Annotated in this window: 18 protein-coding genes; 10 read left to right on the forward strand and 8 right to left on the reverse strand. The window is 60.4% G+C overall.

The window, feature by feature from the left end; translation table 11 throughout:
• The first annotated feature begins 94 nt into the window (after positions 1-94).
• Positions 95-2869 carry a hybrid sensor histidine kinase/response regulator gene (locus AB4P91_RS02290; RefSeq protein WP_150596114.1) on the forward strand — a complete coding sequence of 925 codons (2775 nt, stop codon included), beginning with the start codon at positions 95-97 and terminating at the stop codon, positions 2867-2869.
• A 5-nt stretch (positions 2870-2874) separates the two neighbouring features.
• On the opposite strand, the gene AB4P91_RS02295 is transcribed toward AB4P91_RS02290, so the two are convergent.
• The 3 genes from AB4P91_RS02295 to AB4P91_RS02305 are packed head-to-tail and all read right to left on the reverse strand — an operon-like array spanning position 2875 to position 5073.
• Positions 2875-3516 (reverse strand): hypothetical protein, encoded by a 642-nt coding sequence (locus AB4P91_RS02295; protein ID WP_150596113.1) that lies wholly within the window; start codon positions 3514-3516, stop codon positions 2875-2877.
• The gene (locus AB4P91_RS02300; RefSeq protein WP_395604245.1) at positions 3501-4214 is read right to left on the reverse strand and encodes a hypothetical protein; all 714 of its coding nucleotides are present in this window, start codon (positions 4212-4214) and stop codon (positions 3501-3503) included. The genes AB4P91_RS02295 and AB4P91_RS02300 overlap by 16 nt, the downstream gene beginning before the upstream one ends.
• 58 nt (positions 4215-4272) lie before the next feature.
• Positions 4273-5073, reverse strand: a complete 801-nt coding sequence (locus AB4P91_RS02305) for a hypothetical protein (protein WP_395604246.1) — start codon at positions 5071-5073, stop codon at positions 4273-4275.
• Between the two features lie 231 nt (positions 5074-5304).
• On the opposite strand from AB4P91_RS02305, the gene AB4P91_RS02310 reads away from it, so the two are divergent.
• Positions 5305-5898 (forward strand): MarC family protein, encoded by a 594-nt coding sequence (locus tag AB4P91_RS02310; RefSeq protein WP_042557462.1) that lies wholly within the window; start codon positions 5305-5307, stop codon positions 5896-5898.
• A 56-nt stretch (positions 5899-5954) separates the two neighbouring features.
• Here the strand turns inward: AB4P91_RS02310 and AB4P91_RS02315 are convergent, their stop codons facing one another.
• The 5 genes from AB4P91_RS02315 to cobG all read right to left on the reverse strand — a co-directional run bounded on the left by AB4P91_RS02315 (position 5955) and on the right by cobG (position 17766).
• The gene (locus tag AB4P91_RS02315; RefSeq protein ID WP_395604247.1) at positions 5955-12989 is read right to left on the reverse strand and encodes a TcdA/TcdB pore-forming domain-containing protein; all 7035 of its coding nucleotides are present in this window, start codon (positions 12987-12989) and stop codon (positions 5955-5957) included.
• Positions 12990-13404: 415 nt separating this feature from the next.
• Complete coding sequence (gene cobJ, locus AB4P91_RS02320; protein WP_395604248.1) at positions 13405-15105, reverse strand: precorrin-3B C(17)-methyltransferase; 1701 nt, start codon at positions 15103-15105, stop codon at positions 13405-13407.
• Positions 15105-15839 carry a precorrin-2 C(20)-methyltransferase gene (locus tag AB4P91_RS02325; protein WP_395604249.1) on the reverse strand — a complete coding sequence of 245 codons (735 nt, stop codon included), beginning with the start codon at positions 15837-15839 and terminating at the stop codon, positions 15105-15107. Before AB4P91_RS02325 ends, cobJ begins: the two co-directional genes overlap by 1 nt.
• The gene (locus AB4P91_RS02330; protein WP_150594096.1) at positions 15836-16462 is read right to left on the reverse strand and encodes a precorrin-8X methylmutase; all 627 of its coding nucleotides are present in this window, start codon (positions 16460-16462) and stop codon (positions 15836-15838) included. The genes AB4P91_RS02325 and AB4P91_RS02330 overlap by 4 nt, the downstream gene beginning before the upstream one ends.
• Complete coding sequence (gene cobG, locus AB4P91_RS02335) at positions 16462-17766, reverse strand: precorrin-3B synthase (RefSeq protein WP_395604250.1); 1305 nt, start codon at positions 17764-17766, stop codon at positions 16462-16464. The genes AB4P91_RS02330 and cobG overlap by 1 nt, the downstream gene beginning before the upstream one ends.
• Positions 17767-17898: 132 nt before the next feature.
• On the opposite strand from cobG, the gene cbiE reads away from it, so the two are divergent.
• The 8 genes from cbiE (at position 17899) to AB4P91_RS02375 (ending at position 26735) form a co-directional block, all read left to right on the forward strand.
• A complete protein-coding gene (gene cbiE / locus AB4P91_RS02340; protein ID WP_150596107.1) occupies positions 17899-19110 on the forward strand; it encodes a precorrin-6y C5,15-methyltransferase (decarboxylating) subunit CbiE in 1212 nt (403 codons plus the stop codon).
• Complete coding sequence (locus AB4P91_RS02345) at positions 19103-20200, forward strand: cobalt-precorrin-5B (C(1))-methyltransferase (RefSeq protein WP_395604251.1); 1098 nt, start codon at positions 19103-19105, stop codon at positions 20198-20200. The genes cbiE and AB4P91_RS02345 overlap by 8 nt, the downstream gene beginning before the upstream one ends.
• Positions 20197-20925: a cobalt-precorrin-6A reductase gene (locus AB4P91_RS02350; protein ID WP_395604252.1), complete on the forward strand. Its 729-nt coding sequence runs from the start codon at positions 20197-20199 to the stop codon at positions 20923-20925. The genes AB4P91_RS02345 and AB4P91_RS02350 overlap by 4 nt, the downstream gene beginning before the upstream one ends.
• Positions 20926-21625: 700 nt before the next feature.
• Positions 21626-22024 carry a DUF2946 domain-containing protein gene (locus AB4P91_RS02355; protein ID WP_395604253.1) on the forward strand — a complete coding sequence of 133 codons (399 nt, stop codon included), beginning with the start codon at positions 21626-21628 and terminating at the stop codon, positions 22022-22024.
• 48 nt (positions 22025-22072) lie between these two features.
• The gene (locus tag AB4P91_RS02360) at positions 22073-22552 is read left to right on the forward strand and encodes a copper chaperone PCu(A)C (protein WP_395604254.1); all 480 of its coding nucleotides are present in this window, start codon (positions 22073-22075) and stop codon (positions 22550-22552) included.
• A 21-nt stretch (positions 22553-22573) separates the two neighbouring features.
• The gene (locus AB4P91_RS02365) at positions 22574-23005 is read left to right on the forward strand and encodes a DUF2946 domain-containing protein (RefSeq protein WP_395604255.1); all 432 of its coding nucleotides are present in this window, start codon (positions 22574-22576) and stop codon (positions 23003-23005) included.
• Positions 23006-23089: 84 nt separating this feature from the next.
• On the forward strand, positions 23090-25210 hold the full coding sequence (locus AB4P91_RS02370; RefSeq protein ID WP_395604256.1) for a TonB-dependent copper receptor: 2121 nt from the start codon (positions 23090-23092) through the stop codon (positions 25208-25210).
• Between the two features lie 148 nt (positions 25211-25358).
• Positions 25359-26735, forward strand: a complete 1377-nt coding sequence (locus AB4P91_RS02375; RefSeq protein WP_395604257.1) for a PepSY-associated TM helix domain-containing protein — start codon at positions 25359-25361, stop codon at positions 26733-26735.
• Positions 26736-26886: the final 151 nt, after the last annotated feature.

Consider the following 26886-nt stretch of genomic DNA (forward strand, 5'->3'; position numbering starts at 1 on the left):
CCATGAAGTCCGGTGAGGGATACCGCTCCTCGCCGGGCTGTTCCGCCGCCGCGCGTCGTTATACTCTGGCATCAACCTAAGAAGGGATTTCGCCGTGCGCTGGCTCAGGATTGCCATAAGCTTCACCGTCACGTTGCTGACCTTGCTCTGCATGCTCCCGGCCCAGGCCACGCAAGGCAGTGGCTGGTCGGTATTGCTCGACGATCTGGGCAATCTGCAACTGAGCGATATCCGCTCAGCCCGTTACACCAACCAATTCAGCCCCATCGACCTAGACCGCCTCACCGCGGCCGAGCCCGAGGGAGCATTGTGGCTGCGTTTCAGGCTCGCGCCCGGCAAGCACGAACAAGTGCTACGGGTCTTCGCCCCGGACCTGTCACACCTCAATCTGTACGTGCTCGACGGCGACCAGCTGATCGAGCAACGCAACACCGGCACCGACCAGCCCCAGGCTGAACGGCCGCTACCGAGCAGCGACTTCATGCTGCCGCTGCCGCAAAGCAGCAAGCCTCTCGACGTCTACGTGCGGCTGGTTTCCGACCACCAGTTGCGCCCGCACATCACCCTGCAATCGGCGGTCATGAGCGCGGCCGACCAGAACCAGACACTGATCTTCGGCCTGCTGTTCGGCTGCCTCGCCATGCTGTTGCTGCACAATCTCGTGCGCTACGCCTACTCCCGTTCACGCAGCAGCCTGTGGCTGGCGATCTGCGAGGGTCTGTTGGGACTCAGCCTGTTGCTGTTGCTCAACCTCGCCGGCCCCTGGCTGCCGAACTGGCATGCGATCCAGACGCCCGGGGCTTATCTCGCGTTGCTGCTGACCGCACCGGCCGGTTTGATGTTCGCCCTGCGCTTCTTCGCCCCACTGGGCCCGCATCCGCTGAACAAACTGTTGCTGGGCGACATTCTGTTCATCGTGACGTGCAGCTTGTTGCTGTTATTCGTCAACACCTTGCCCCTCAACATCATCACTTATGCGCTGGTGGCACTCGCCGGCCTGAGCATGTTGTTTGTGGCGTTCTATCACTGGCAGAAGGGCTACCGCCCGGCGCGGCTGTTTGTTGCTGCCATGGTGGTGTTCAACATCGGTACGCTGATCATTCTTCCCGCATTGCTGGGCCTGACACTGGTCGCGCCGCAAGGCCTGATCATGACGTTGATGGTGTTTATCTGCATCAGCGGGCTGTTGATGAGCATTGCGCTGGGCGAGCGTCAACGCAGCATCACCGAAAGCCGTTTCAGCATCAGTCGCGACCTCGCCGCAAGCAACGCCGAGATCAACGCCAAAGCCGAATTCCTCGCCAAGATCAGCCACGAGATCCGCACGCCGATGAACGGCGTGCTGGGCATGACCGAGTTGCTCCTCGGGACCCCGTTGTCGGTCAAACAGCGCGATTACGTGCAGACCATCCACAGCGCCGGCAACGAACTGCTGACGTTGATCAACGAGATCCTCGACATCTCCAAACTCGAATCCGGGCAGATCGAACTGGACGACGTGCAGTTCGATCTCAACGCGTTGATCGATGACTGCCTGAGCATCTACCGCGCCAAGGCCGAACAGCAGAACGTCGAACTGATCAGCTTCATTCAGCCGCAAGTGCCGCGGGTGATCAGCGGTGACCCGACCCGTCTGCGCCAGACCCTGCTGAGTCTGCTGGAAAACGCCCTGAAGAAAACCGACGAAGGCGAAGTGCTGATCGTCGTCGCCCTCGATGAGCGCAGCAGCAAACCGCGTCTGCGCATCGCCGTGCAGGACAGCGGCCAGCCGATGGAGCAGGAGGAGCGTGACGCGCTGATGCACGCCGAGCTGCACAGCAAGCATTTCCTTTCGGCCAATCGTCTGGGTGGCAATTTGGGCCTGGTGATCGCGCGGCAACTGATCCGGTTGATGCAGGGTGAATTCGGCATCAAAAGCGGCACCAATCAGGGCAGCACCTTGTGGCTGACGCTGCCGCTGGACCCGGATCGGCTTGAACACCCGACCTCCGACCTCGACAGCCCGCTGCAAGGCGCGCGGGTGCTGGTGGTCGATGACAACGACACCTGTCGCAAAGTGCTGGTGCAGCAATGCAGCGCCTGGGGCCTGAACGTCAGCGCCGTGCCGTCGGGCAAGGAAGCGCTGGCGCTGCTGCGCACCAAGGCGCACCTGCGTGATTACTTCGATGTGGTGCTGCTCGATCAGAACATGCCCGGCATGACCGGCATGCAACTGGCAGCCAAGATCAAGGAAGATCCGAGCCTGAACCACGACATCCTGTTGATCATGCTCACCGGCATCAGCAACGCGCCGAGCAAGATCATCGCGCGTAACTCGGGGATCAAAAGGATTCTGGCCAAACCCGTGGCCGGCTATACGCTCAAGACCACCCTGGCGGACGAACTCAACCAGCGCAACAAAGGCCAGGTGGTGTTCCAGCCGCAAGTGGTGACCGCGGCCACGGTGGCCAAAGTGCCGAGCGACTTCCGCATCCTCGTTGCCGAAGACAATACGATTTCGACCAAAGTGATTCGCGGCATGCTCGGCAAGCTCAACCTGCAACCCGACACCGCCAGCAACGGCGAAGAGGCGCTGCAAGCGATGAAAGCCCAGCGTTACGACCTGGTGTTGATGGACTGCGAGATGCCCATCCTCGACGGCTTCTCCGCAACCCAGCAATTGCGCGCATGGGAAGTCAGCAACCAACGCATCCGCACGCCGATCGTCGCGCTGACCGCGCACATTCTCGCCGAACACAAGGAGCGCGCACGCCAGGCCGGAATGGACGGGCACATGTCCAAACCGGTCGAGCTGTCGCAATTGCGCGAGTTGATCGAGCATTGGGTGGCCCAACGTGATCAACAGAACCGCACGGCGTCGACCTTCTGATTCGCTCAGATCTCAAGACTGCTCAGGTAGTTGAGCGAGCCGGTCAGCACCGACTTTTTGACCCTTTCCCGAAACCGGGCGTAATGAAGGGTGTTGAACGTGATGGCGGCGATCTGTTCGACGCTGTTGTGGATCAGTGTCTCGTCTTCGCCAAACAGAAATCCTGAGACCTGTCGCCTGATCCTGAACTGACGATGATAAATGCCCATCTCAACCTTGTTCGGGCCGCTCATGACGCAGGGAATTATCTGAAAGTAACCGGCATCGCCATGAATGCTCGTGGACTCGAACCGCTTGAGCGCCAAGGTATTACGCTCAATTGCCACCAGCGCACGACGCATTGGCTCGGAAAATTCCTCGCCCATGATGGTTGAGATCCGTTGCGTCGCCTGGCCGGCCAGCAGACTGTTGCGCGATGGCGTCAGAGTCTGCGGTTTCGGCACATCCCAACCGATAAACCTGAGTACCTTGCAGTAGTACTCAAACCAGTCAGTCGATAGCCCATCTTCAATTGCCGCGCGTGTCGCCATTTGCGCATGGGCGGTGCTCATGTAGATGTCATCTCGATGGGGCGTCGGCACACCGCTGGCGAATGCCACAACACTGGCGCCCACCACGGCGGCCTGCGGTGTCATGGAATCCGACATGACTTCACCTCCTTTGGCAGGGTCAACGTCGCGACATTGCCCACAAGCCTGTCCCTGACTTTTATAGCAATAGCCGCACGCACAGGGCCGTAGAGCTGTTCAACAAGGGTTTCACACGCGTGATGCACGTGAACCAAACCGTGTAAATCACCCGATTGATACGACTGCTGGAACGGATTGGGGCTCAATACCTTTCGCGTCTTGAACTCGACACACGCACTAGTAATGGAGGTGGGAGATTTCGCGTCTATCACCAGCAAACGTACACTCGTCGCCGCAGCGGACACTTTGGCTCGTGCAGGCTCCACTGATGCTTGCATGTGACTTCGCAGCAGTTGGAGCGCCGGCTCTTCGTCCGGTAACTTTGCAATTCGCGCCAAAACCGCGGCGATTGTATGGGCGTTACCTAATGCACCGTGAGTCAACATGGCCGCAAACGCATTTGGCGCGAGTTCTTCTGCGTTGTGCCTGAACCCCCATGTCTGATTCGCCTTTTGGGGTCGTAACCAGTAGGCATCGAGAACTTCCATATAGGCGTCATACCAGATTACCTCAGGCTTTTTTTCAATCTTTTTATTAGCCACCAGTTGTGCAAGCAAGATCGAATTGATCAGATCATCGTAAGCCGCCGCACCCTCAACTTCAGGCACAAGTACAATGGAATTCCCCACCACCATCGTCAAATATTCGTCGACCATGTCACCCCTCCTGAATATAAAAAAGGGCAGCCGACATCGACCGCCCTTCCAACACTGATTAAATCTCGAACTCTTCGATTTTAGAAAGTGCATTCAGACCCAACTTGGTGCGTATATAGTCGCGAGTCGCATTGGCGGTATCCGTATTTTTTTCAAATACGGTCTCGCCGCGGTACATTTTCACGTTGCGAACATCGACATCGACGAACAGCACTTTGTCCGACGTATTCCTGCGCTGAAAACGAACTGCACCGACAGCCATCAAGGGCACACCATTTACTTCGGTGCAGGCACCGGTCGAGATACCACCCACGCCGTTATTCAGAAGGTTTCGTTCATACAGCGTTAAGGCAGTCTCACGTTTGCTCAGCGCTGCAATTGCATCGGTTGCCACTTTCAACATCAATGCGCTAGTCGGGCCGGGCAAAGCCAGACCCGAGATAACCGAAGCCAGAATCTCCAGTACCAGTTTGTCCATCCGGACACTGGTACCGCCGACTTCAAGATTATTGTAATAGATACTGGTAGGCGTCCAACCCGCTTTGCTCATCACATCCCGGAACAACAGATACCAATCCTGGCCCTGGTCTTCCCGCGGATATTTCTTGTTCGCTACCAGGCTTGCGAAAAGATAGGCATTTTGTGCGTCGGTTCGATTGACCTCACTGAGGTAACCGGTAAAGGTCAGAATGCCTTCACCCACGACAGAGCCTTTTTCCGGCACCACAACCGTATCGCCCGCATTAATGCCCGGAGAAAAACTGCGACTACGAATGACAGGCATCTCACTTACGTCATATTGTTGAATATCACTCAAACACTTCTCAACAAACGCTTTCTGCATTACCTGATTACTCATCACGAATTCCTTATCGTTATTAAAACAAGTCCTCATTAACTTGCGAGAGCAACCATAACCAACCAGTCAAAAACATACAAACCTGAACATGTAACACAATCATCAAACAAACAAAACAATAACTAACCACCCAACAACAGCAACTCGAAACACTTTAAAAAGTCGCTACCGACAAAAACCTGAACGACTGATAGACTCCATTTCCACACTCTCCTGTCGTGAGCCAAAACCATGCTCCACGTGTTGTTCAGCGTTTACCTGAAGATGCTGGTGCTCTACAGCCCGTTCTTCGTGTTGTCCTGCTTTATCAGTCTGACCCGTGGTTATTCGCGCAAGGAGCAACGGCGCCTGGCGTGGAAAGTGGCGATCGCTACCCTGGTTTCCAGCGTCCTGCTGTATTTGTTCGGGCGCGTGATCTTCGACGTGTTCGGCATCACCGTGGACGCGTTCAGGATCGGTGCCGGCAGCGTGCTGTTCATCTCGGCGCTGGGCATGGCGCAAGGCAAGTCGGTGGTGCAAACCGACAATGTGCAGCAGGATGTGACCATCGTGCCGTTGACCATTCCGCTGACAGTCGGCCCCGGCACCATCGGCGCCTTGTTGGTGATGGGCGTCAGCCAGCCACACTGGGACGACAAACTCACGGCGATTGTGAGCATTGCGCTGGCCAGTTTCACCGTCGGCGTGGTGCTGTACCTGTCGAACCGCATCGAGCGGATCCTCGGCGATCAGGGTTTGCAGATTGTCAGCCGTTTGATGGGATTGTTTGTGTGCGCACTGGCGGCGCAGATCATCTTTACCGGGATCAAAGGCTATCTGGGGTAAAAAGGGTCGTGAGCTGATCCGCTCACAACCCTGCGTGTTCAGTTTGCCGTGATAGGTCAGCCGATCTTTTCAACGACTGTTTTCAGCGTGGCAACCCCTTGATCATTTGTGCTTTGTAAAACGGCGCTCAGCCATCGTTCGACCGGGAAAACGCAATGCTCGTCTGCAACCCTGACGCTTATCTGCATCGGCATGCCCGGTTTGCCCTCTTCGGGTGTGGCATGTCGCACGATCAGACTGTGTGCGTTGTCCGGATCGGTGAACACCAGTTGCCTATCAACCTGCGTCATCAGCAGACGCTCATTGCCAGCCATGTCCAGCACCAGCGTACCCTCGCCGGCGACTTGCCGGGCGGATGGCCGGCGACTATCAACCACAATGCAATCCAGACGCTGCCACGCGTCATCCGAGACCCGGTAGCTTGACGTCTGCGCACCGAAAGCCAGTACCAACGTGTTGATCCCGTCCGGCAGCAGCGCCACGAGATCGCTGACCTCGCCACTCACTTCAAGCGACAGCAACTCCCCTTCACGCTGTGCGTAACTGCCCGGCAGCCAGATGTCCTTCGCCGCACCACGGCTGTGGATCAAGCCGTCCACCGGATCGAACAGCAGCGGCACCGACTCCCCGCGATGCCCCAGAAACACCGCCCACTGCCCATCGGCGCGACCGGTAACATCGAACAGCCGGTCCAGTTGCGGCACGTAGTACGTGTAGCGATCCGCATGGCGTTTGATTGGCAGGAACGGTGCCTGGTCTTGCTTGTTCAACAGTGCTCGCAAGCGCTCCTGCAACTGTTCGGGACGTTGGCCGGCCACATCCGACCATTTGTTTTCGAAGCTGATAATGCGTGCAGGCTGCTGATCCAACAGCTCCAGGTTGACGCCTTCGCGGGTTTGCCCGAGCAGGCCTCGGCCGTCCATCAGCACTTGGGTAAAGGACCATTGCGACCAGACCTTTTGCGCGCCTGGCAACTGCTCCGGATGTAACAAACGACTGCCATCGGCAAACGCCCGACGCAGTGCCTCGATGTTCATCAGAGGCTGGCGATAGAGTTGTCCCCAGGTATCCAGCAACCATGCGGCCTGTTTGTCTGGGGTCAGTCCAACCAGATTCAGCTCCGTGGCACCACCGAGGTTGACGAGCAAGAACGTGTCGTCGATGCACCACATCGCCAGCGAATGTGTGTCGCCGGCATTGCTCAGCCCATTGACCGAGAACGGCGCCGCTTTCCACGTTTCGGCAAGCGCCGGTAAAGCGGCGAGCCAATCCGTCTGCTTGTGCAACCAGTGCGTCCCGACGCCCACAAACTTCATCACGCCTTGCTTGTCGACCTCGAACAACAGACCGTCCTCCCGGGTGGCGATGAAACGCTGGGCGAATTGGCTGACATCAATGACGTCGGTTGCGATAACTTGCGCGTCATCCGTTCCAGCCCCCCGCTGCAGCAGTCCGGCGCTTTTGCTGTAGAACAGCGGGAGATCGCCCAGACCCGCATCCCAGACCAGCATCTTCGTATCCAGATCGAGGCCATTGGCACGGTCTGGCTGGAAATGCAGACCATCGGCCAGACGGATCCAGCCGATATCTCGAACCGCTTGCTGGACGTGACTGCGTATCTGCACAAACTGAGCTGGCCGCCACATGCCCACGCTCGCCGCCATACCGGAGGTGCTATCGGCGTAGTCACGTGGCGTTTTGAAGCGATCAACCAATGAGCGCCAGTAACTGGCCGGCCGACGCGGTGTGTAATCGCCCCAGGCAGCCGAAGTGTTGATGCACTCAAGCGTTACCGTGGACTCAGTCAGAAAATATTCAAAACCGCTCTCTACGCCGCTGTCGACCGCAAGCATCGTTTGCCGCACCCGAATGCCGCCGACAGTCTGTTCACAACCGATAATCCTTGAGCCACTGGCGGGATTCATCAACCGGTAGCGATGGTTGACCGTGCCGGTGATCACGTCGACGCGCCAGACCGTTGCATGCTCGGGGTGATAGAACCAGGCGTGCCTGGCATCGATTGCCGCCAGGATCACGCCATCATTGGTTGCCTCAGGCAGGTTGCGTGCATACAACAACCGGGCGTTCGCCACGTCATAGTAAGCAGTGACGAACACCGGTTGGTTTGCCGCGCTCAGCGGCACCCTGAACTTGTTCAATGGCACATAAGCGGTGGCCACGCGTTGTTCTGCCACCAGCATTCGAATTCGGGCCAGCACCGCAGCCGGCGAGGTTTCTCTGCCGATCGAAATGTGCAATGTAGAAGCATTGGCCAAGGCAGTGGGATGCTCCAGCCTGATGGACACCAGGATCAGCCGCACGGCCTTCCAGTCGAGACGGAACAATTCACCGTTCGCCAGCTCGATGAAATCCACATGACCGTCGATGCGAATCCCGTCGACGTTGAGCGACGCGCCATCAAAACCAACGCTTTTTTCGCTGGCCCACGGTGCGTGAAGTATCCACTGCGTCGCCGCATAGTTGCGCAGGGAAACCGCAACAAGGCCCGGCGTCAGCCAGAGCTGACGCGTGCCTGGTGAGTGGCTGAAGATCTCGTAAGAGATGCACTGCTTCCACTCCTTCGGCAACTGCGGGACGACCAACTGACGGACATGTTCATCCAGCTGCACTTCTATGTTCGTCGGCTTATGGACCGGGAGCAGTTTGTAGAGGATGTGTTTCAGCGATGGCGTGCTGTACAGGTAAAACCGTTGATTACCTTGTTTGTCATACTCCAGCTTGTAAGCGGCACTGTTGCGTAATTGGGGATAGCGGGTATAGATGCCATCGTTGAAGCTGTCGGCAATCGCTTCGATGGCCGCCGCAAGAGGCGAGAGGTATGAATACCACTGCGGCCCGGGGGCCTCACTCGCTGCTCGCGGCGCAACCACCTCTCCTGGCTTTGGCACGTACTCGTGTCCCGTGCCCCCCAGTTGATACTCGTATCCGTAAAAACAAACAGGCGTACACGGCAGCACGACCGTATGGCGATCGCCGGCTCGGCCCTTGTCGAGCGTCATGACGGCGGGCAGCTCCAAAGCCTCCCGAATGTTGATGGCGCGGTGCATATGCTGTGCGGCACTGGTGTATTGCGGCAACTCCAGAGGACCGCCCACCCACGGGTAAAAACTCTGGCTGCTGAACCGGACTTGATTACCTTGCAGATCAAGGCGCGTGATGACCGCCTCGGCCGGGAACTGTAGAACCCCTTGTTCAAGCGTATAGGCGCCAGGCGTGTAAGCATTCTGGATATCGCGCAGGTGGTTGCCGACGGCCGTGGCCTTGTCCCGGATCTGCCCCAGATTGCTGGCGATGGCTGTCACGCCGATGCCGATACCGAGCAAAGGTACAGACAGGAAAGCGGCTACCCCGCCAGCGACGCCACCGGCCGCCAGCGCAACGATATCCAGGCCCAACGCCGCCACGTTGAAGCCCAGCGAGGTGGAAAACCGCGATCGCTGCTCATGGTTTTCGGCAATCGACAGGTTGTAAATATCGAAGCCGATATTCGCCAGGGAGAACAGGAAACCGACGCCAGTGGCCGCACGACCGGCCAAACGTCCCGAAACCGAGGTCTGTTTCAGCGCCTGTTCGGCGGTCGACACCTGCTGCACCAGCCGGGCGATCTGCACCCCATCGCTGACCACGCCAAAACTCAGTTGTGCGTAGTTCACATACACCTGAACCTGAAGGGCAATCGCCAATGTCGGCATCTGTCCTTCACCGCTCTGGTAATCCCGCTGGCGCATTTCGGTAATCAGCGTCTGAATCGCAAAGGCGAAACTCAAGCGATTCCCGCCGTCGGCTTCACCCGCATGGGTGGCCTCACCGGCGAGGTTTTTTGCCAGACGCTGAAGGTGATGCCTGATCTTGCTGAACCGCGCGTCGCGGGTGGAAACCTTGAGTGTGTTCTGCGGCTGGAGAACGTCAGCCATGGTCAACGAGTAACCCGCCTCCGGCGTTTTTTCGACGGTGTCCAGCAACGGAAGATATTCACGTCCCAGTTTGTACTCGGCACGCAAAAGGTCGGTGGCCTGAGCAAACTCCTGCGTCCAGTAACGAGCATCCAGTTGCGCCAGACTGGCTCCCATTCGAGCGTTTTCATTCAACGAGCGGGTGCGCCCGAGCGCCTGTTTTCCCCAGACCGAAACACCTTGAATATCCGTAATCGCCTCACTGTGCAGAAAGCTGTCGAGCCGCAGATTCGAAGAAAGCACAGTGTCGGCTATCTTCGTGGTGTTCAGTTCGATCACGTTGAATTGTGCTTTGGCGATGTCGTCCAGACCGTAAAGCCTGGCCATCGCGCTCTTTCCGGCGCTCAAGTAGAGCGCCATGCCCAAGGTCAGTTCTGGCGCCCCGGCAAAGCCGAAAATCGCGAAGTTGGGGTCGTAAAAACGAAAAACCGGCGTGTCGCCCTGCATGACTTTGGCCACCAGCAGCGCGTGATTACCAGTATCGAGCAGCATGACGGCGGGTGCCGTTTTCGCTTGCAGCATCTGCACGACACCCTCGACCCCATGCAGGCCGAGGGCGGTACCGTGATCGGTGACTGGCGTCTGATGCAGCTCATCCAGCGCCAGCAGCAACGCGCGGGAATCAGCGTCATCGGGTGTCTTGCCAGCGTTGGCGACACGCCCGATCAGTGCACGCTCGGCCGACTCGCCCTGAGCGAGTGCCGACGCAGTCAGCAGCGCCAGCGGATAGCAGCGGCGCCCCGGATCGCCGGCTGTGTTCATCAGCAAATCCTGCGGCATCTGCCGGGTGGAAATGGCACCCGCCTTGAAAAACAGATTACGCACCTGCCCGCCGCGCTTGAGGATTTGCGCGTGATACTCACGTCGCGCGGTGCGGTTGATCTGCTCAACGCGTTCATGCCACCTGTCAAGCGTCAACGGTTCGGTCAAGGCGATCACCTTGAGCTCCCGCGAAGTGTGGCTGTCAGGCAGGCCACGCAGCGCCGGGGCGGTTTCGTTGACCGCCGACTGACGCTGGCGCACGGCGTTCTCGATGGCGTTGTAGCGGTCGAACAGACCGTCTTGCGTGGTTGCGTGCGCGATATCCGAGACCTGCTGCCAAACACCGGCGAACCCGGCGTCATCCAGGCTCGTCGCGCCGAAAATGCCGCCCAGTATCACGCGCAGCATCGGGCTCAGGTGCTCAGGTTTGAGCGAGCCGTGGGCGACGTGAGTGAACAGTTCATTCAGGTTGCTGGTGGGTTCGACGCCATGGGAAGCGGGAATCTGGCTGTCGGGTTGAGCGATGATTTGCTGCCGCGTTTCAAAATCTATGGAGAAGGCTGTATCAAAGGTGACATCACCGCTCAACTTATCTTTCATCACGCGAATGAAGGAACCGCCCAGTTCATCCATCAACGTTTGTAATACCGAAGTCAACAACACGGGTTTGCCTTCAATCACCGGCCAACCCTGCTTGAACGTCAGGGTGTGTTGCTTCAACAGGTCAGCCAGTTGGCCGGCGTAACGCGACTTTAGTTTGCCGGCTTGCCATTTTTCCACTTCTTTTATTAACCATTCCTCCTCGGTACCGTTTACCGTCCAGCCGCTAACGAGTTCCTCTTCGGTAAATACGTTATAGCCCTGCGTCAACTTGAGCTTGTCACGCACGGCCAACCATTGAGCAAGTTGAAGATGGGTGGCCGCGTACTGACCGAGCCCTGCACTGGCAGCACTCGGACCGCTCAATACAATCGTGCCGCGTGATTCGGGGCGAATCCCGTCTGAGTAATACTGAAGAATCGCCAGTTCCAGCCGGGGCAGATACAACTCATCCGCATGCGACAGTGCGCTAACGCGTGCGGCTTTTTCTTCCATTACATCGGCGATGGCTTTATTCAGCCGTGCTTTCTCCCCCCATCCCGCGCCTGCTGCACCCATCCGCCGTTCGACTTCGGTGAGACAGTCGTAGTTGACCCGTATGACCTCCATGATGGAGCGGGTCATACCACTACCGGGATGGGCCAACATATGCGCATTCATTTCCCCCCTCGAAGGGTCACTGTGCGCAGTCCCCAAGCGAATGGCTTGCCGAGGAACTCCCTTGTCCCGTGGCGCAACAAAAATATCCAGAGCGCGCGGTTTGCTGCGCGCAAATGTGGTTAACGCCTCGACATGCCGCGCAGGAATTTCTCCGCTGATGCCTTCGTAACGAAGCGCATCGCGACCCTGCATCAACGCTTCATTGTGATCCAGTAAAAGTTTAAGAACCGCGAATCGCTGCTCTCCATTGAAACCACTGATATCCACGCCACCCAACTTGTCGGCCAACGGTGGCAGGTAATCCATGTCGCTGTAACGGCCACCCTCGAGGTGCACGGCCTGCAAACGCACCACATCACTGGCGGCCGCGAAGTTGCCGCGCATGGCCACTTCGCGCTGATAGACATCCTGTAAAAAGTGTCCGGCGAACGCCTGACGCACGTCGCGCAAATCCAGATCCGGTCCCGCCATGGCCTGATGCGAAGCCAGACACTTCTGGCGAAAGGCCTCAAGCGTCGCGCGATCCTTGCCATACGCCCGCACCATCAGGTCAATACGGGCCTCATCCGCCCTGCCGCGCCATTGCGGTTGTTCGATGTACGCGAACATCTGGTGCTTCAACACGCGCGCGCGATCCTCGATCATTCGGGCCAGTTCGCTGGGTTGCCCGGCCAGAGCGCCTCCCGACTCCATCGCATCAACACGTGCGCTGTCGAGAATCACCCGATTCATTTCAAAAGCGAGCAAGGCGTCGCTGTCGTACCAGAGATTGAACCGGTACTGCTCAGGCTTGAGCACTTCGCGCCAGATATTCATGTAGTCACGCTGGATCGCCCCCACTTCACTGCCGCCCACCCATACGAAGTGCATGATGTTCGGTACCGGTGTTGCCGCTCCGGAAAGGATCTCCACCGTCGCTGAAAGTCGCGCAATATATTCGTTCAACCCGCCTTGAATCCGATTGATCGCCACAGGGGCGGACGGTTTACTGCGGCTTAGTAGTGATCCCAGCGTTTCCTGAAACAACTTCACCGCCAGTAGCTTTTCGGCAGCATCAACGGTTTGACTGGCAACTTCATGATGTGTATTCAGCATCGCGTATTCCGCTGAATCGGCAAACTCGATCAACGCAAGTTGCAGTATTGAAAAATCCTCCGTCGAAACAAATCCGTTCGTGTTTGCATAACTTTCCGTAGCGCCCATCTGCATACATCCTTGAGTCAATAGTTAGAACATGAAAACAAAAACTATTGTTTAAACAGGGCGCACTCAAACCAAAAAGAAACTCAACCAGTGTCACGCGAAACATCGAACAACATTCAAAGTGCACAACTGCACGATTTAGCAACATGCCCAGCGCCTACTTTCTGCCTGCAAACACACAAGGCCGCGAGCCCGACAGGGTCGCAGCCTGGTGTTTGCTATCACACTTTAAATGCGAAGGATTAACTCAATGTCACGCCAACTTGAAGTTACTTACAACTTCCTTGGCCGATCAATGAGTGAATTGTCAGCCAATCGGCTTTTCACCATACCAACGAGGCGTATACACCCATTCCCCTCCGCTGGCGCGGGCAAACGTGCAAGTTGTGGAGGAACCGATCAACACCATGGTGCGCATGTCCACCTGGTCCGGCGTCAGCGCACCAAGGGTCGTAGTGCGCAGGGTCTGCCCCGGCCGGCCGATGTCACGTCCCAGCACCACTGGTGTTTCAGGTGTGCGATGTTGCGCGACGATTTCCAGGGCCCGCCCCAGTTGCCACGGACGGGCGCGCGAGATCGGGTTGTAGAACGCCAGCGCCAGGTCCGCTTGCGCGGCCAGATCGAGACGCTTCTCGATGATCGACCACGGTTTGAGGTTGTCCGACAGCGACATCACACAGAAGTCATGGCCCAGCGGCGCGCCTGCCTGGGCAGCGGTGGCGAGGGACGCTGAGACGCCCGGGAGGATTTCCAGATCGACACGGTGCCACGCCGGATCATCGGACTCGTGCAACGCTTCGAGCACCGCCGCCGCCATGGCGAATACACCCGGATCGCCGGATGAAACCACAATCACCGAACGGCCCTCGGCGGCCAGCCTAAAGGCGTGGCGGGCGCGCTGCATTTCTTCGCGGTTGTCGGTGCAATGCTGCACTTGATCGTCGCGGAACGGGCCGGCCATGCGCACGTAGGTTTCATAGCCGAGCACGTCGGTGGCGCGAGCCAGTTCCGCCTTTACCGCGGGCACCATCAGTTCGGCAGCGCCGGGGCCGAGGCCGATCACCGCGAGACGACCGCGCGGGCGACCGATGTGCGCGACGTCCAGTGGCTGCTCGGCGATAGCGACGGCCAGACCGTTATGCTCAACGATTCTGGCTTCTGGCACCGCAACGCGCGCCAGTGCGCCGATGTCGCTTTGCGCCGTGACAAACCGCAACGGCACATTCAGTTCAAGTGCGGCTTCGCGCAGGTTAGCCGACGCCATGGCGGTATCAGCCGCCACCAGACAAGCCAGCGCCTGAACCGCGACGTTCGCCTGCTGCAACGCCGCACGAATCACACTCGGCAAATCCGCCACGTCAGCGCTCACCGCCACCGCCACACTGCGCGGATAGATCAGCAACTCATTGGCACTCGCCGCACGCTCGGCACTGCCGACATGAATCGAACGCTGCGCCTGTGGATCTTCCAGCAGTAGCGCCTGATCCAGCCACGGCGCCGCGCCTTCGATGCGCACGCTATGCCCGGCCAGCAGATCGGAGACGAAACGTTTACCCGACTCCAGGTCCGCCAGCGCGTAGCCGCTCGGAGGATTGAGCAGGCAGGTGCCAAAGCGCAGTTCGCCGCTGGTGGTGATCGCCGGCGCGACTTGCAGCGCCGCAGCGATCTCCCGCGCCATGACATTCACCCCGCCAAGGCCACCGAGCAGCGGCACCACGGCGCTGCCGTCTTCGGCGACGGCCAGTACCGCAGGCTCATCGCCTTTCTCCAGCAGCAGCGGCGCCAGTGTGCGGATGACAATGCCGGCGGCGCACAAGGCAATGATCGGCGTGGCCTGCTGGTACAACTCGCGCAGGGTCGCGCCGAATGCCTGATACGTGCAGTCGGCGCCCTCGACACGGCCGGCGAGACCGTGGATCTGCGCCGCCGGATACACCTGCTGGATGCGCCGGGCCGTGGCCAGGCTGCCCTGACCAAGAATGACAATCGCGGGAGTGGATGACGTCATCAGCCTTGCCACCGTTCGCCGGGCACGATGATCAGCGAGAAGTACGGCGACGACATCGGCTCGACCTGGTCGATCGGTACGATCTTCTGATTGGCCATGGTCGCACGCTCGACGTACAGCGCCCGCTCGGCCAGGCCGAGTTCTTCCAGCACCTGCCGCACTTTGTGGAAATTGCGTCCCAGCTTCATGATCACTGCCGCGTCGGCATCGCCCAGACGTCGCCTCAATTCTTCGTGAGGCAACACGCCGGAGAGCACCGACAGACTCTGATTGCGATACACCAACGGCGCGCCCAGCACCGACGCGCCGCCAAGCATCGAGCACACGCCCGGCACCACTTGCGCCTCATAGCGGGTGGCCAGTCGATCATGCAAATACATGTAGGAGCCGTAGAAGAACGGATCGCCTTCACAGATCACCGCCACGTCACGGCCGGCGTCCAGATGCGCCGCAATCGTCTCGGCGGCTTCATCGTAGAAATCACTGATCACCTGTTCATACGAGAGCGGCGCCGGCAGCGCTTCGGTGGTCACCGGGTACACCAGCGGCAGCAGATTCTGCGCGTCCTGCAGGTGCGCTTCGATGATGCCGAACGCGTTGCCCTTCTTGCCCTTGGCGACGAAGTACGCCACCACCGGCGATTCGCGCAGCAGGCGCAAGGCCTTGACGGTGATCAGTTCCGGATCACCGGGGCCGACGCCCAGACCAATCAAACGTCCTTTGGCCTGCATCATTCGATCTCCGTGGCGAGGGCATTGACCGCCGCAGCCGCCATGGCGCTGCCGCCGAGTCGACCTTGCATGATCACAAACGGCACGCCACGGCTGTCGGCGGCCAGCGCCGCTTTCGATTCTGCGGCACCGACGAAGCCCACTGGGAAGCCGAGAATCAGCGCCGGTTTCGGTGCGCCGGCATCGAGCATTTCCAGCAGATAAAACAGCGCGGTCGGCGCGTTGCCGATCACCACGACGCTGCCTTCCAGGTGCGGGCGCCACAGTTCCAGCGCGGCGGCGGAGCGGGTGTTGCCCAGCTCCAGTGCCAACGCCGGCACGCTGTCGTCACGCAGGGTGCAGATCACTTCGTTGTTGGCCGGCAGGCGCGCGCGGGTCACGCCTTCGGAAACCATTCGCGCATCGCAGAGGATCGGCGCACCCGCGGCCAGCGCAGCACGCCCGGCCTTGCCCGCACCCTCAGAGAATTGCAGACCGTCGATGGCCTCGACCATGCCGCAGGCGTGAATGACTCGCACCGCGAGTTTCTCCAGATCGGCGGGGATGCGCGCCAGATTGGCCTCGCTGCGAATGATCGCGAAGGAGTTGCGATAGATCTCCTGACCATCGCGGATGTAATCAAGCATCAAGGGGCTCCGGGAGCGGGCGTCGGGCAAGCATCGATAAGGAGTGCCGCGGCCGCTTCAATAGTAAGGTTGCGTGCGTGCAGCGTGCCGAAACCCGGCTGCGCTGCATCGCGAAAATAGAGGTCGTAGTGACCGGCACTGACGGCCAGCAAGGTCGCCGGGGCACAGTGCGCGGCGGCGCACGAACGCGCACAACCGGACAGGTGCACGCTTTGCGCTTGCGGCAACAGCGTCGCCAGCAAACGGGCATCGCTTTTGGTGTCGGCCAGGCCTTTGCCACAGCCGTTGGCGCCGGTGCAGGCGATCATTCTCGACAGTGGCTCAGCGGCATCGGTCAGCAGGCGCAGTTGGTTGAGGCCTTCGATCACCTGGTTTACGTCGTTCTGCGTCACGTTCGGCAGCAGCAGGCTTTGCCACGGCGTGAAACGCAGGCTGCCGTCACCGAAACGACGAGCCAGTTGAGCTGCACCGCGCAGCATGGCCGGGTCGAGGCGACCGAGTGGCGGCACGCCTGCGACGTAGACAAGGTTGTTAGTGTTTTGCGGATGAGGGCCGATGTGCAGATCGTCCGCAACCGGCAGACGCTGCCAACCGCTGATCACTGTGATCGGCAGGCGTGTTCTGAGCTGCTCAAGAAACGCCAGCACCGGCAGTTCATCGAGCAAATGGCGCATGCGCGTTTGCTCGCGCCGCGCCAGTTCGAGGAACAGCTCCAGCACCGCGACCACCAGCGCATGGCCATTTTCCAGCGTCACTGCGCCGACCGCTTGATCGGTCAGGCACCCGGCCAGACCGAACGCCAGCAACGTCTCGCCATCGCGCTCGAACGCCGACAACCACAGGTCGTGGGGATGCTCGAGCATCGCCAGTGCTTCACCGCCATCGAGTTGCACGGCGAACTTGGCGCTCAACTCGTGGAAACGTGGATGGCTCTGCAGCGTGTCGAGGATCTGCTCGGCGAGTGCGCGGGTGTCGAAGCGCATCTGCCGGTCGATCCCCGCGGTTGGGCTGAGCATCAGGTTGCGCACATCATCGCCTGCGGCGGTGCGCGGCCCGAGTCCGGCAGCCAGCAAACTGTCGATCAGGGCAGCGGATTGCTGGCCGATGCCACGGATTTGCAGGTTGGCGCGATTGGTCGCCTCAATCGCCCCGCCAGCGAACTGTTCGGCGGCATTGGCCACCGCGTCAGCCTGATCGGCGCTGATTGAGCCACCATCGAGCTTGATCCGGCAGATGCCGCCGTCCAATGCCTGGACGATACGCAGCAACCCCGGGCAAGCCGAGGGGCGTATGGCGGTGGACATCGGGCGTTCGTTCAAGGGGCTGACCGGCTGCGTGGGAAAGGCGCTTCGCGGGCGAAGGCGCGGTATTATGCCTGCTTTGTCCGGCGGCATGAAAAGACTGCCCGTCGGAACGGCATGTTTAGAGGAATATAGATGTCACCCTGGCTGACGGTTGTGGGAATCGGTGAAGACGGCTTCAAGGGCCTGGGCAAAAACGCCCGGCGTGCCCTGATGGGCGCCTCGCGGATCGTCGGCGGTCAGCGCCAACTGGATTTGTTGCCAGTGTGCATTAGCGGCGAGCGGCAGTTGTGGCCGAGCCCCTTTTCGCTGGCGCCGGTGCTTGAACAACGCGGTGCAGCGGTGTGCGTACTGGCCAGCGGTGACCCGATGTTCTACGGCGTCGGCGCCAGCCTCGCGCGGCAACTGCCGAGCGACGAGATGCTGATCCTGCCCGCGCCATCTTCCTGCTCGCTGGCCGCCGCCCGCCTCGGCTGGCCGTTACAAGACGTCGTGACACTGTCGCTGGTCGCCCGTCCGCTGGCCGCGCTCAATGCGCAGTTGTTCAGCGGCGTGCGTCTGTTGCTGTTGAGCAATGACGGCGCCAGTCCCGCGGCCGTCGCGCAATTGCTGCGTGAACGGGGCTTTGGTTCGAGTCGCATAAGCGTGCTTGAACATCTGGGCGGCGACGCCGAGCGGCGCATCGACGCCAGCGCCAATGACTGGTGCGATCCACCGATTGCCGATCTGAACGTGATCGCCATCGAATGCCGCGCCAACGCCGACACCCCGCGACTGTCGCGTCTCGCCGGCCTCCCCGACTCGGCATTCCGGCATGACGGCCAACTGACCAAACGCGACGTGCGCGCGATCACCCTCGCCCGCCTCGCCCCGACTCCCGGCGAACTGCTGTGGGATGTCGGTGCGGGCAGTGGTTCGATTGGTATCGAGTGGATGCGGGCTCACCCAAGCTGCCGCACGCTGGCCATCGAAGCCGATGACGGCCGTCAGCAGTTGATCGAACACAACCGCGATGCGCTGGGTGTGCCGGGGCTGCAATTGATTCGCGGCAAAGCACCGCAGGCATTGGCGGGACTGGAGCGACCGGACGCCATTTTCATCGGCGGTGGCGTGACCCGCGAAGGCGTGTTCGAGGCCTGCTGGGAGCAACTCAAACCCGGCGGTCGACTGGTCGCCAACGCAGTCACCCTGCAAAGCGAAGTCACTCTGATGCACTGGCGCGAACGCTACGGCGGCGAGCTGACGCGCATCCACGTCGCTCAGGCGCAACCGCTCGGCGAATTCGACACCTGGCGTCAGGCGCTGCCGATCACGCTGCTCGATCTGGTCAAACCTTTCGATGCGTGACGAAACCGCCGAACAACCCGCGCCCCTGCGCAGCGGCCTGACCACCGGCAGCTGTGCCACCGCCACCAGCCTCGCCGCCGCCCGCCTGCTGCTTGGCGGAGCCTGCGCCGATGCCGTGCAAATCATCTTGCCCAAGGGCAAACAGGTGCAGATGCGGCTGGAGTTCTGCCGATTGACCGACGACGGCGCCGAAGCCGGGACGATCAAGGACGCCGGCGACGACCCGGACGTGACCCACGGCGCCTTGCTTTATTCGCGGGTGCGACTGCTGGCCGAACCGGGGATTCGCTTCAATGCCGGTGCGGGCGTTGGCACCGTGACCCGGCCGGGACTGGTGCTGGCCGTGGGTGAACCGGCGATCAATCCGGTGCCGCGCAAGATGATCAGCGACCACCTGAGCCTGCTCGCGGCCGAGACCGGTTATGCCGGCGGCTTTGAGGTCACCGTCAACGTCGAGGGCGGCGAAGCCCTCGCGCTGAAGACCATGAACCCGCGCCTGGGGATTCTCGGCGGCTTGTCGATCCTCGGCACCAGCGGCATCGTCCGGCCCTTTTCCTGCGCGGCGTACATCGCCTCCATTCACCAAGGCATCGATGTCGCCAAGACCAACGGCTACCTGCACATCGCCGCCTGCACCGGCAACGCCAGCGAAGACACCATGCGCCGGGTCTATGATTTGCCAGAAATCGCCCTGATCGAAATGGGCGACTTTGTCGGCGCGGTGCTCAAGCATTTGCGCAAAGTGCCTGTGGATAAACTCAGCCTGTGCGGCGGTTTCGGCAAGATCAGCAAACTGGCGGCCGGTCACATGGATCTGCACTCTCGCCATTCCAGCATTGACCTGCCGCAACTGGCCGACTGGGCGGCGGCAATCGGCGCCGATGAGACTTTGCAGCAGAATATTCGTGAGGCGAACACCAGCCAGCAGGCGTTGGCGATGGCCAGTGCCGTGGGCATCGCACTGGGCGATGAAGTCTGCCGTCACGCGCTGAATTTCGCCCGTAGCGTGGTGCCAGCGCAGGTGCAGGTCGAGGTATTTGCGATTGATCGTCAGGGCGGTGTCGTTGGCCATGCCGGAGGTTTTGCATGAAGCGGATTCTGTTGTTGGGCGGCGTGACTGAGGCGCTGGCGATTGCCCGTACCCTCGACCCGCAACATATTTACAGCCTGGCCGGAGTGGGTCGTGTGCCCACCGATCTGCGCTGTCAGGTGCGCGTCGGTGGCTACGGTGGCGCTGAAGGTCTGGCGCAGTTCATTCGGGATGAAGGCGTTGATCTGCTGCTCGACGCCACCCATCCCTACGCCGCACAAATCAGCCAGAACGCCGCCACCGCCGCGCAACAGGCCGGCATCCCCTGCTGGGCCCTGCGCCGTCCGGCGTGGCAGCCGCAGCCCGGTGATGACTGGCGTGAAGTCAGCGACTGGGCCGAACTGATCGACGTCCTCAAACCCTTTCGCCGCCCGCTGTTCACCTTGGGCCGCGAACCGCTGCAACACCTCGACGACATCCCCGCCGAACAATTCTGGACCCTGCGCGCCCTCGACGTTTATCCCGGCAACGAACGCTGCGAAGTCATCGGCGCACGCGGGCCGTTTGTGCTTGAGGATGAACGGGCGCTGTTCGAGCGGCGCCAGATTGATGTGCTGATCAGCAAAAACAGCGGCAGCACGGCGACCGAACCGAAGCTGGAAGTGGCGCGGGAGCGTGGGGTGCCGGTGATTGTGTTGAAGCGGCCGGGGCTGCCGGGGGTTGATCGGGAGTTTGGGTCGGTCGACGAAATTCTCGCTGCCCTCTCGACCTTTAACCGTATCTGAAAATAAGCACAGATCTCACGGCCGCCTGCGCGGGCAAGTCGAATCGTCGCACCGCCCCTCCCACTGTGTTCGCGGGGTAAACAGGCTATGTGGTCGCCACCGACCACTGTGGGAGCGAGCCTGCTCGCGAAGACGTCGGCAAAGTTTGCACATCCATTGCCTGACCCAATGCTTTCGCGAGCAGGCTCGCTCCCACAATGTCACGGGCTCGGCTGGATATCTGACGTGAATCCTACAACCAAGGCAGACACTGCCCACAACAACTTAACGAATCGCTGATTATCGGCAGCCAGGGTCTACATTTACGCTCACCGTCTTTGATTCCAAAGGCGTATACATCCAATGTCAGAAAAATTCTCCCGTTTCGACGTCAAGGATTACCTGAAACACCTGTCGATCTTAGCGAATACATCAAGGGCTGTGAGATCGAAGACTCCGGCGATGGGCAGCTCAACCGGGTAGCGCTTCGAGACGTCAAGCAGACCATTCGCGCACGAATAGAAAGCGACTCGGATTTCGCCCAGGCAATGCGAATCGAAGCCGCTACACTCATTTATAACGGCGAAATCGAGCTGGGCCGCAGACTTCTCAAACTCTTGCAGGAAGCTCTGCGACACCAAACCGCACGACGCTTTTTTACTTATCGGCCCTGATCAGGCTAAATAGCCACGCCTGATCGCCCACCCTATGGACCTGTCCCATGAACCGACAACGGCTCGCGCTTGCCTGGATTGCCTGCTTTGCAGTGCTGTTCAACCTGCTCGCCATGCCGATGACGGGAACGATGGCACAGGCGGCCAATTCACCGGCCGAGCAATTGTTGTGGAGCAGTTTCTGCACTGGCAGCGGGACGAAAATGGTGGCGATCAACATCGGCACCACGGATCAGCAAGCCCCGCCGAATGACACCCATTCCAACATGCAGCATTGCTGGTGTTGCTCGGGCTCAGCGCCGCTGGTGGCGCTGCCGGGGCATGCACCGCAGCTGTATTTCGCGCGTTTCGAAAGCAATCGCAGCGTGGCGCCCGCCCCATTGCAAACCTCCACGCCGCGCCAGCAATGGCCGAGCCTGAACCCCCGCGCCTCCCCTCTGGTTTGATTTGTTCGCGCAATTAATCTGCGTTTCAAATCGTTCTGGAGAACTGCCATGTTGAACAAATTCATCGTCATCGCTGCGCTGTTGCTGCCTGCGTGCTTCGCCCATGCCCACGAATACAAGGCCGGCGAGCTTGAAATTGCCCACCCGTGGTCACAGGAATTACCGCCCAATGCACCCACGGTTGCCGCGTATTTCGTGATTCACAACAACGGTAAAACCGCCGACCGTTTGCTCAGTGTCGACTCGCCCATCGCCCCCGAAGCGCAGCTGCATGAGCATGTGATGCAGGGCGATCTGATGAAGATGCAGCAGGTGCCGAGTGTCGCTATTCCTGCGGGCGGCAACGTAACCTTCGCGCCAATGGCCTATCACGTCATGCTGCTCAACCCGACGGACCGCAACCTGCTCAGCGACGGCAAACGCTTCCCGTTGACCATGCACTTCGAGAAAGCCGGGGACGTCACCGTCGAAGTCGCCGTGCAGAAGAAACCGCCGGAAACGACAAAGGCCCACGCGCACGCTCAGTAATCAGCCCGGCTGATCCTGCCCATGCGCCCGCCTCGCGCCAGGTCCATCGACAACCGCCGTCAGCACGGCAGTTGGATCGCCCTGTTCGCCATGTTGATGATCTTCATCGGCCCACTGATTTCTCAGTCGATGCCGATGAATCAGCACGCCTCGACACCCGCGCCAATGAGCATGGACATGTCGATGGACATGCCCGGCATGGATCACGCCGGGCATGGCGCAACACCCTCCGCCGAACATTGCCCGCCACAATCCTCGCAGCATGTGCTGTGGGAAAAATGCGGCTATTGCAGCCTGCTGTTCAATTGCCCGGCACTGACCGGCGGCGGCGATTTCGTTGCCTTCGATATCCTGCCGCTAAACACCTTCACTTCACCCTCGCCACGCCTGGGTCATGCCCGGCCAACCTTCTTTCCCGGCGCCCGCCCCCGCGCCCCGCCCGTCACAGCGTAAACACGCACCTTTGACTGCACACGGTTGAAAAGACAGCCTCAGGCTGCCGGCCGTGTCGTTTACGACTGTTTGATGGAAATTGTCATGTCCAGGTTTTCTGCTGTTTCCCGCTCGGGCTCTGCCCAGGCGTCCTTCGCTTTGAACGAATCGCGCATTCGTTTCAGGCACGCTATCGCCGTCCTTTGCGGCATCCTGCTGTCCCCGCTGGTGCTGGCCGATGATCACGCCGATCACCGTGAAGAACTGAGCCCGACGGTGATTACCGCCATCGCCCCAAGCTCGCCGCTGACCATCGTCACCAACCCCAAAGACCCGCGCCAGCCAGTGCCGGCCAGCGATGGCGGCGACTATCTGAAGACCATTCCCGGCTTTGCACTGGTGCGCAACGGTGGCACCAACGGTGATCCGGTACTGCGTGGGATGTTCGGGTCGCGCCTGAATATTCTTACCAACGGCAGCATGATGCTCGGCGCCTGCCCAGGCCGGATGGACGCGCCGACCTCGTACATCTCGCCGGAAACCTACGACAAACTCACGGTCATCAAAGGCCCGCAAACCGTGCTCTACGGCCCGGGCGCCTCGGCCGGCACCGTGCTGTTCGACCGTGAACCGGAGAGCTTCGGCGAACTCGGCACGCGGGTGAACGCCAGCATTCTGGCCGGCTCCCACGGGCGCTTCGACAAAGTTGTCGACGCCGCTGCCGGCGGGCCGCTGGGCTACGTTCGGGTGATCGGCAACACCGCGCACTCCGATGACTACCGCGACGGCAACAACGACATCGTCGCCTCGCGCTACGACAAGTGGAACGGCGATGTCGCCGTGGGCTGGACGCCGGACGCCGACACCCTGATCGAACTCACCGCCGGCAAGGGTGATGGTGAAGCCCGCTACGCCGGACGCGGCATGGACGGTTCACAGTTCCTGCGTGAAAGCCTCGGCCTGCGTATCGAAAAATCCAACATCACCGACGTGCTGGAAAAGCTGGAAGCGCAGGTCTATTACAACTACGCCGACCATGTGATGGACAACTACAGCCTGCGCACCCCGTCCGGCACCGGCATGATGGCGGGACCAATGGCATCCAATGTCGACCGCCGCACCCTTGGCGCACGGGTCAAGGCAACGTGGCGCTGGGCTGACATTCAGCTGATCACCGGCCTCGACGCGCAGACCAACGAACACCGCCAGCGCAGCGGCATGGGCATCGATACCTACAAGGATCAGCCCTACACCAAGGACGCCGACTTCCATAACTACGGCGTGTTCAGCGAAATGACCTGGTACGCCGCCGACCGTGATCGGCTGATTACCGGCGCCCGCGTTGACCGTGCATCGGCCAAGGATTACCGCCAGGCCAGCGGTTCGGGAATGATGGCCCGGCCCAATCCGACCGCCGATGACACCCGCGCCGACACCTTGCCGAGCGGCTTCGTGCGCTACGAGCATGATCTGGCCGACAGCCCGACCACGCTCTACGCCGGTATTGGCCATGCACAGCGCTTCCCGGATTACTGGGAGCTGTTTTCGCCGAAATCCGGACCTGCCGGCTCGGTCAATGCGTTCGACTCGATCAAACCGGAAAAGACCACCCAGCTGGATGTCGGCGTGAACTACAAGAGTGCCGATCTTGAGGCCTGGGCCTCCGGGTACATCGGCGTGGTGCGCGACTACATCCTCTTCGACTACACCCCGGGAATGATGGGCATGAGCACCTCGCGCGCCGAGAACATCGACGCGCGGATCATGGGCGGTGAACTCGGCGCCGCGTACAACCTCACCGACCACTGGAAGGCCGATGCGACTCTGGCCTACGCCTGGGGCAAGAACAGCAGCGACGGTTCGGCCCTGCCACAAATGCCGCCGCTGGACGCACGTATGGGCCTGACCTATAGCGAAAACAACTGGAGCGCCGGCGCACTGTGGAGGGTGGTTGCCGCGCAAAACCGTATCGACCAGAACAAGGGCAACGTGGTCGGCAAGGATTACGACAAGAGTTCGGGCTTCGGCGTGTTCTCGCTCAACGGTGCCTACCGGATCAACAAAAACTGGAAGGTCAGCAGCGGCGTCGACAACCTGTTCGGCAAAGCTTACGCCGAACACCTGAACCTGGCGGGCAACGCCGGTTTCGGCTACCCGGCCAACGACCCGCAAGCCATCAATGAGCCGGGGCGCACGCTCTGGACCAAGGTGGACATGAGTTTCTGACAGAAACCCCCACCCTGTGGGAGCGAGCTGGCTCGCGAAGCGGGCGTTACAGCCGACATTGATGTCGCCTGACAGGACGCTGTCGCGAGCAAGCTCGCTCCCACAGGGTTGCAGACAACTAAAAGATTCGCCAAGCGGAGCAAACGTGATGCAAAAGCCCAAACCGAATTTCTACAACCTGGCCTGGCGTTGGCATTTTTATGCCGGACTGTTCGTCGCGCCATTCATGGTGATGCTGGCCCTGACCGGCATGATTTACCTGTTCAAACCTCAACTCGATTCGCTGATGTACAGCAGTCTGCTTAACGTCCCGGCCGGTCATCACACCGTGCCCGCCGATGACCTGCTGCAGCGGGTCAAAAGTGCTTATCCTCAGGGCCAGATCACCCAGTACCTGCCACCGGTCAACCCCGAGCGCAGCGCGCAATTTGTCGTGACCAATGCCGGGCAGGAGCTGAACGTATTCGTCGATCCGTACCACGGCGACATCCTCGGCGAACAGGATGCCAAGCAGAATCTGCAAGCCATCGCCCGCGCCATCCACGGCGAGTTGATGATCGGCACCGTCGGTGACCGGCTGATCGAAATGGCCGCCGGTTGGGGGGTGGTGCTGGTAGTGTCGGGGGTTTTCCTGTGGTGGCCGCGCGGTCAGGCGGCGGGGATTCTGTGGCCACGCCTGAACAGTCGCGGCCGCGTGTTGTGGCGTGATCTGCATGCGGTCACCGGGTTCTGGGGCGCGACATTGCTGCTGGTGATGCTGCTCAGCGGCATGACCTGGACCGGCTTCTGGGGCAAGCAATACGCGCAGGTGTGGAACGTGTTCCCGGCGGCGATGTGGGAAAACGTGCCGACCTCCGACGTCGAGGCCCGCAGCCTCAACAGCGCCACGCGCCAGACCGTGCCATGGGCGATGGAAAACACGCCGATGCCAATGTCCGGCGACCACGCCGAACACATGGCCCACGGCGCTGCCCCGGCCGGCCCGGCCGCGCCGAGCATCAGCCTGCAAGATGTGCAAAACATCGCCTCTGAACGCAAAGTCGAACCGGGCTACAGCATCACCCTGCCAACCACCGCGACCGGTGTGTTCACCATCGCCGTGTTTGCCGACGACCCACGCAATGACGCCACGCTGCATGTCGATCAGTACACCGGCAAGGTCCTCGCCGACGTGCGCTTCGAGCATTACGGCACGGTCGCGCGGGCCACGGAAATCGGCGTGATGCTGCACGAAGGCAAGATGTTCGGCACCTTCAACCAGATCGTTGTGCTGCTGATCTGCCTGATGATTTTGCTCAGCGCCGTCAGCGGCGTGGTGATCTGGTGGAAGCGCCGCCCACAGGGCAAGTTCGGCGTGCCACCGCTGCGTCATGACCTGCCGAAATGGAAAACCGGCGTGGTAATCATGCTCGCACTGGCGGTGATCTTTCCGCTGGTGGGGGCTTCGCTGGTGGTGGTGTGGCTGCTGGATCGACTGCTGCTGTCGCGGTTTGGCAGCCAGGCTGAATCGGCCTCCTCTTCATAAGCGCCTCCGCGCCGTTTCTCCTGAGGAAGCACACATCAACTTGTGGGAGCGAGCCTGCTCGCGAAGGGCGGCGTGTCATTCAACGATGATGTTGGCTGACACGACCTCTTCGCGAGCAAGCTCGCTCCCCCAATAGTTTTACGGTGGCGAT

The sequence above is a fragment of the Pseudomonas sp. B21128 genome (assembly GCF_044218865.1).
GTDB lineage: Bacteria > Pseudomonadota > Gammaproteobacteria > Pseudomonadales > Pseudomonadaceae > Aquipseudomonas > Aquipseudomonas iridis.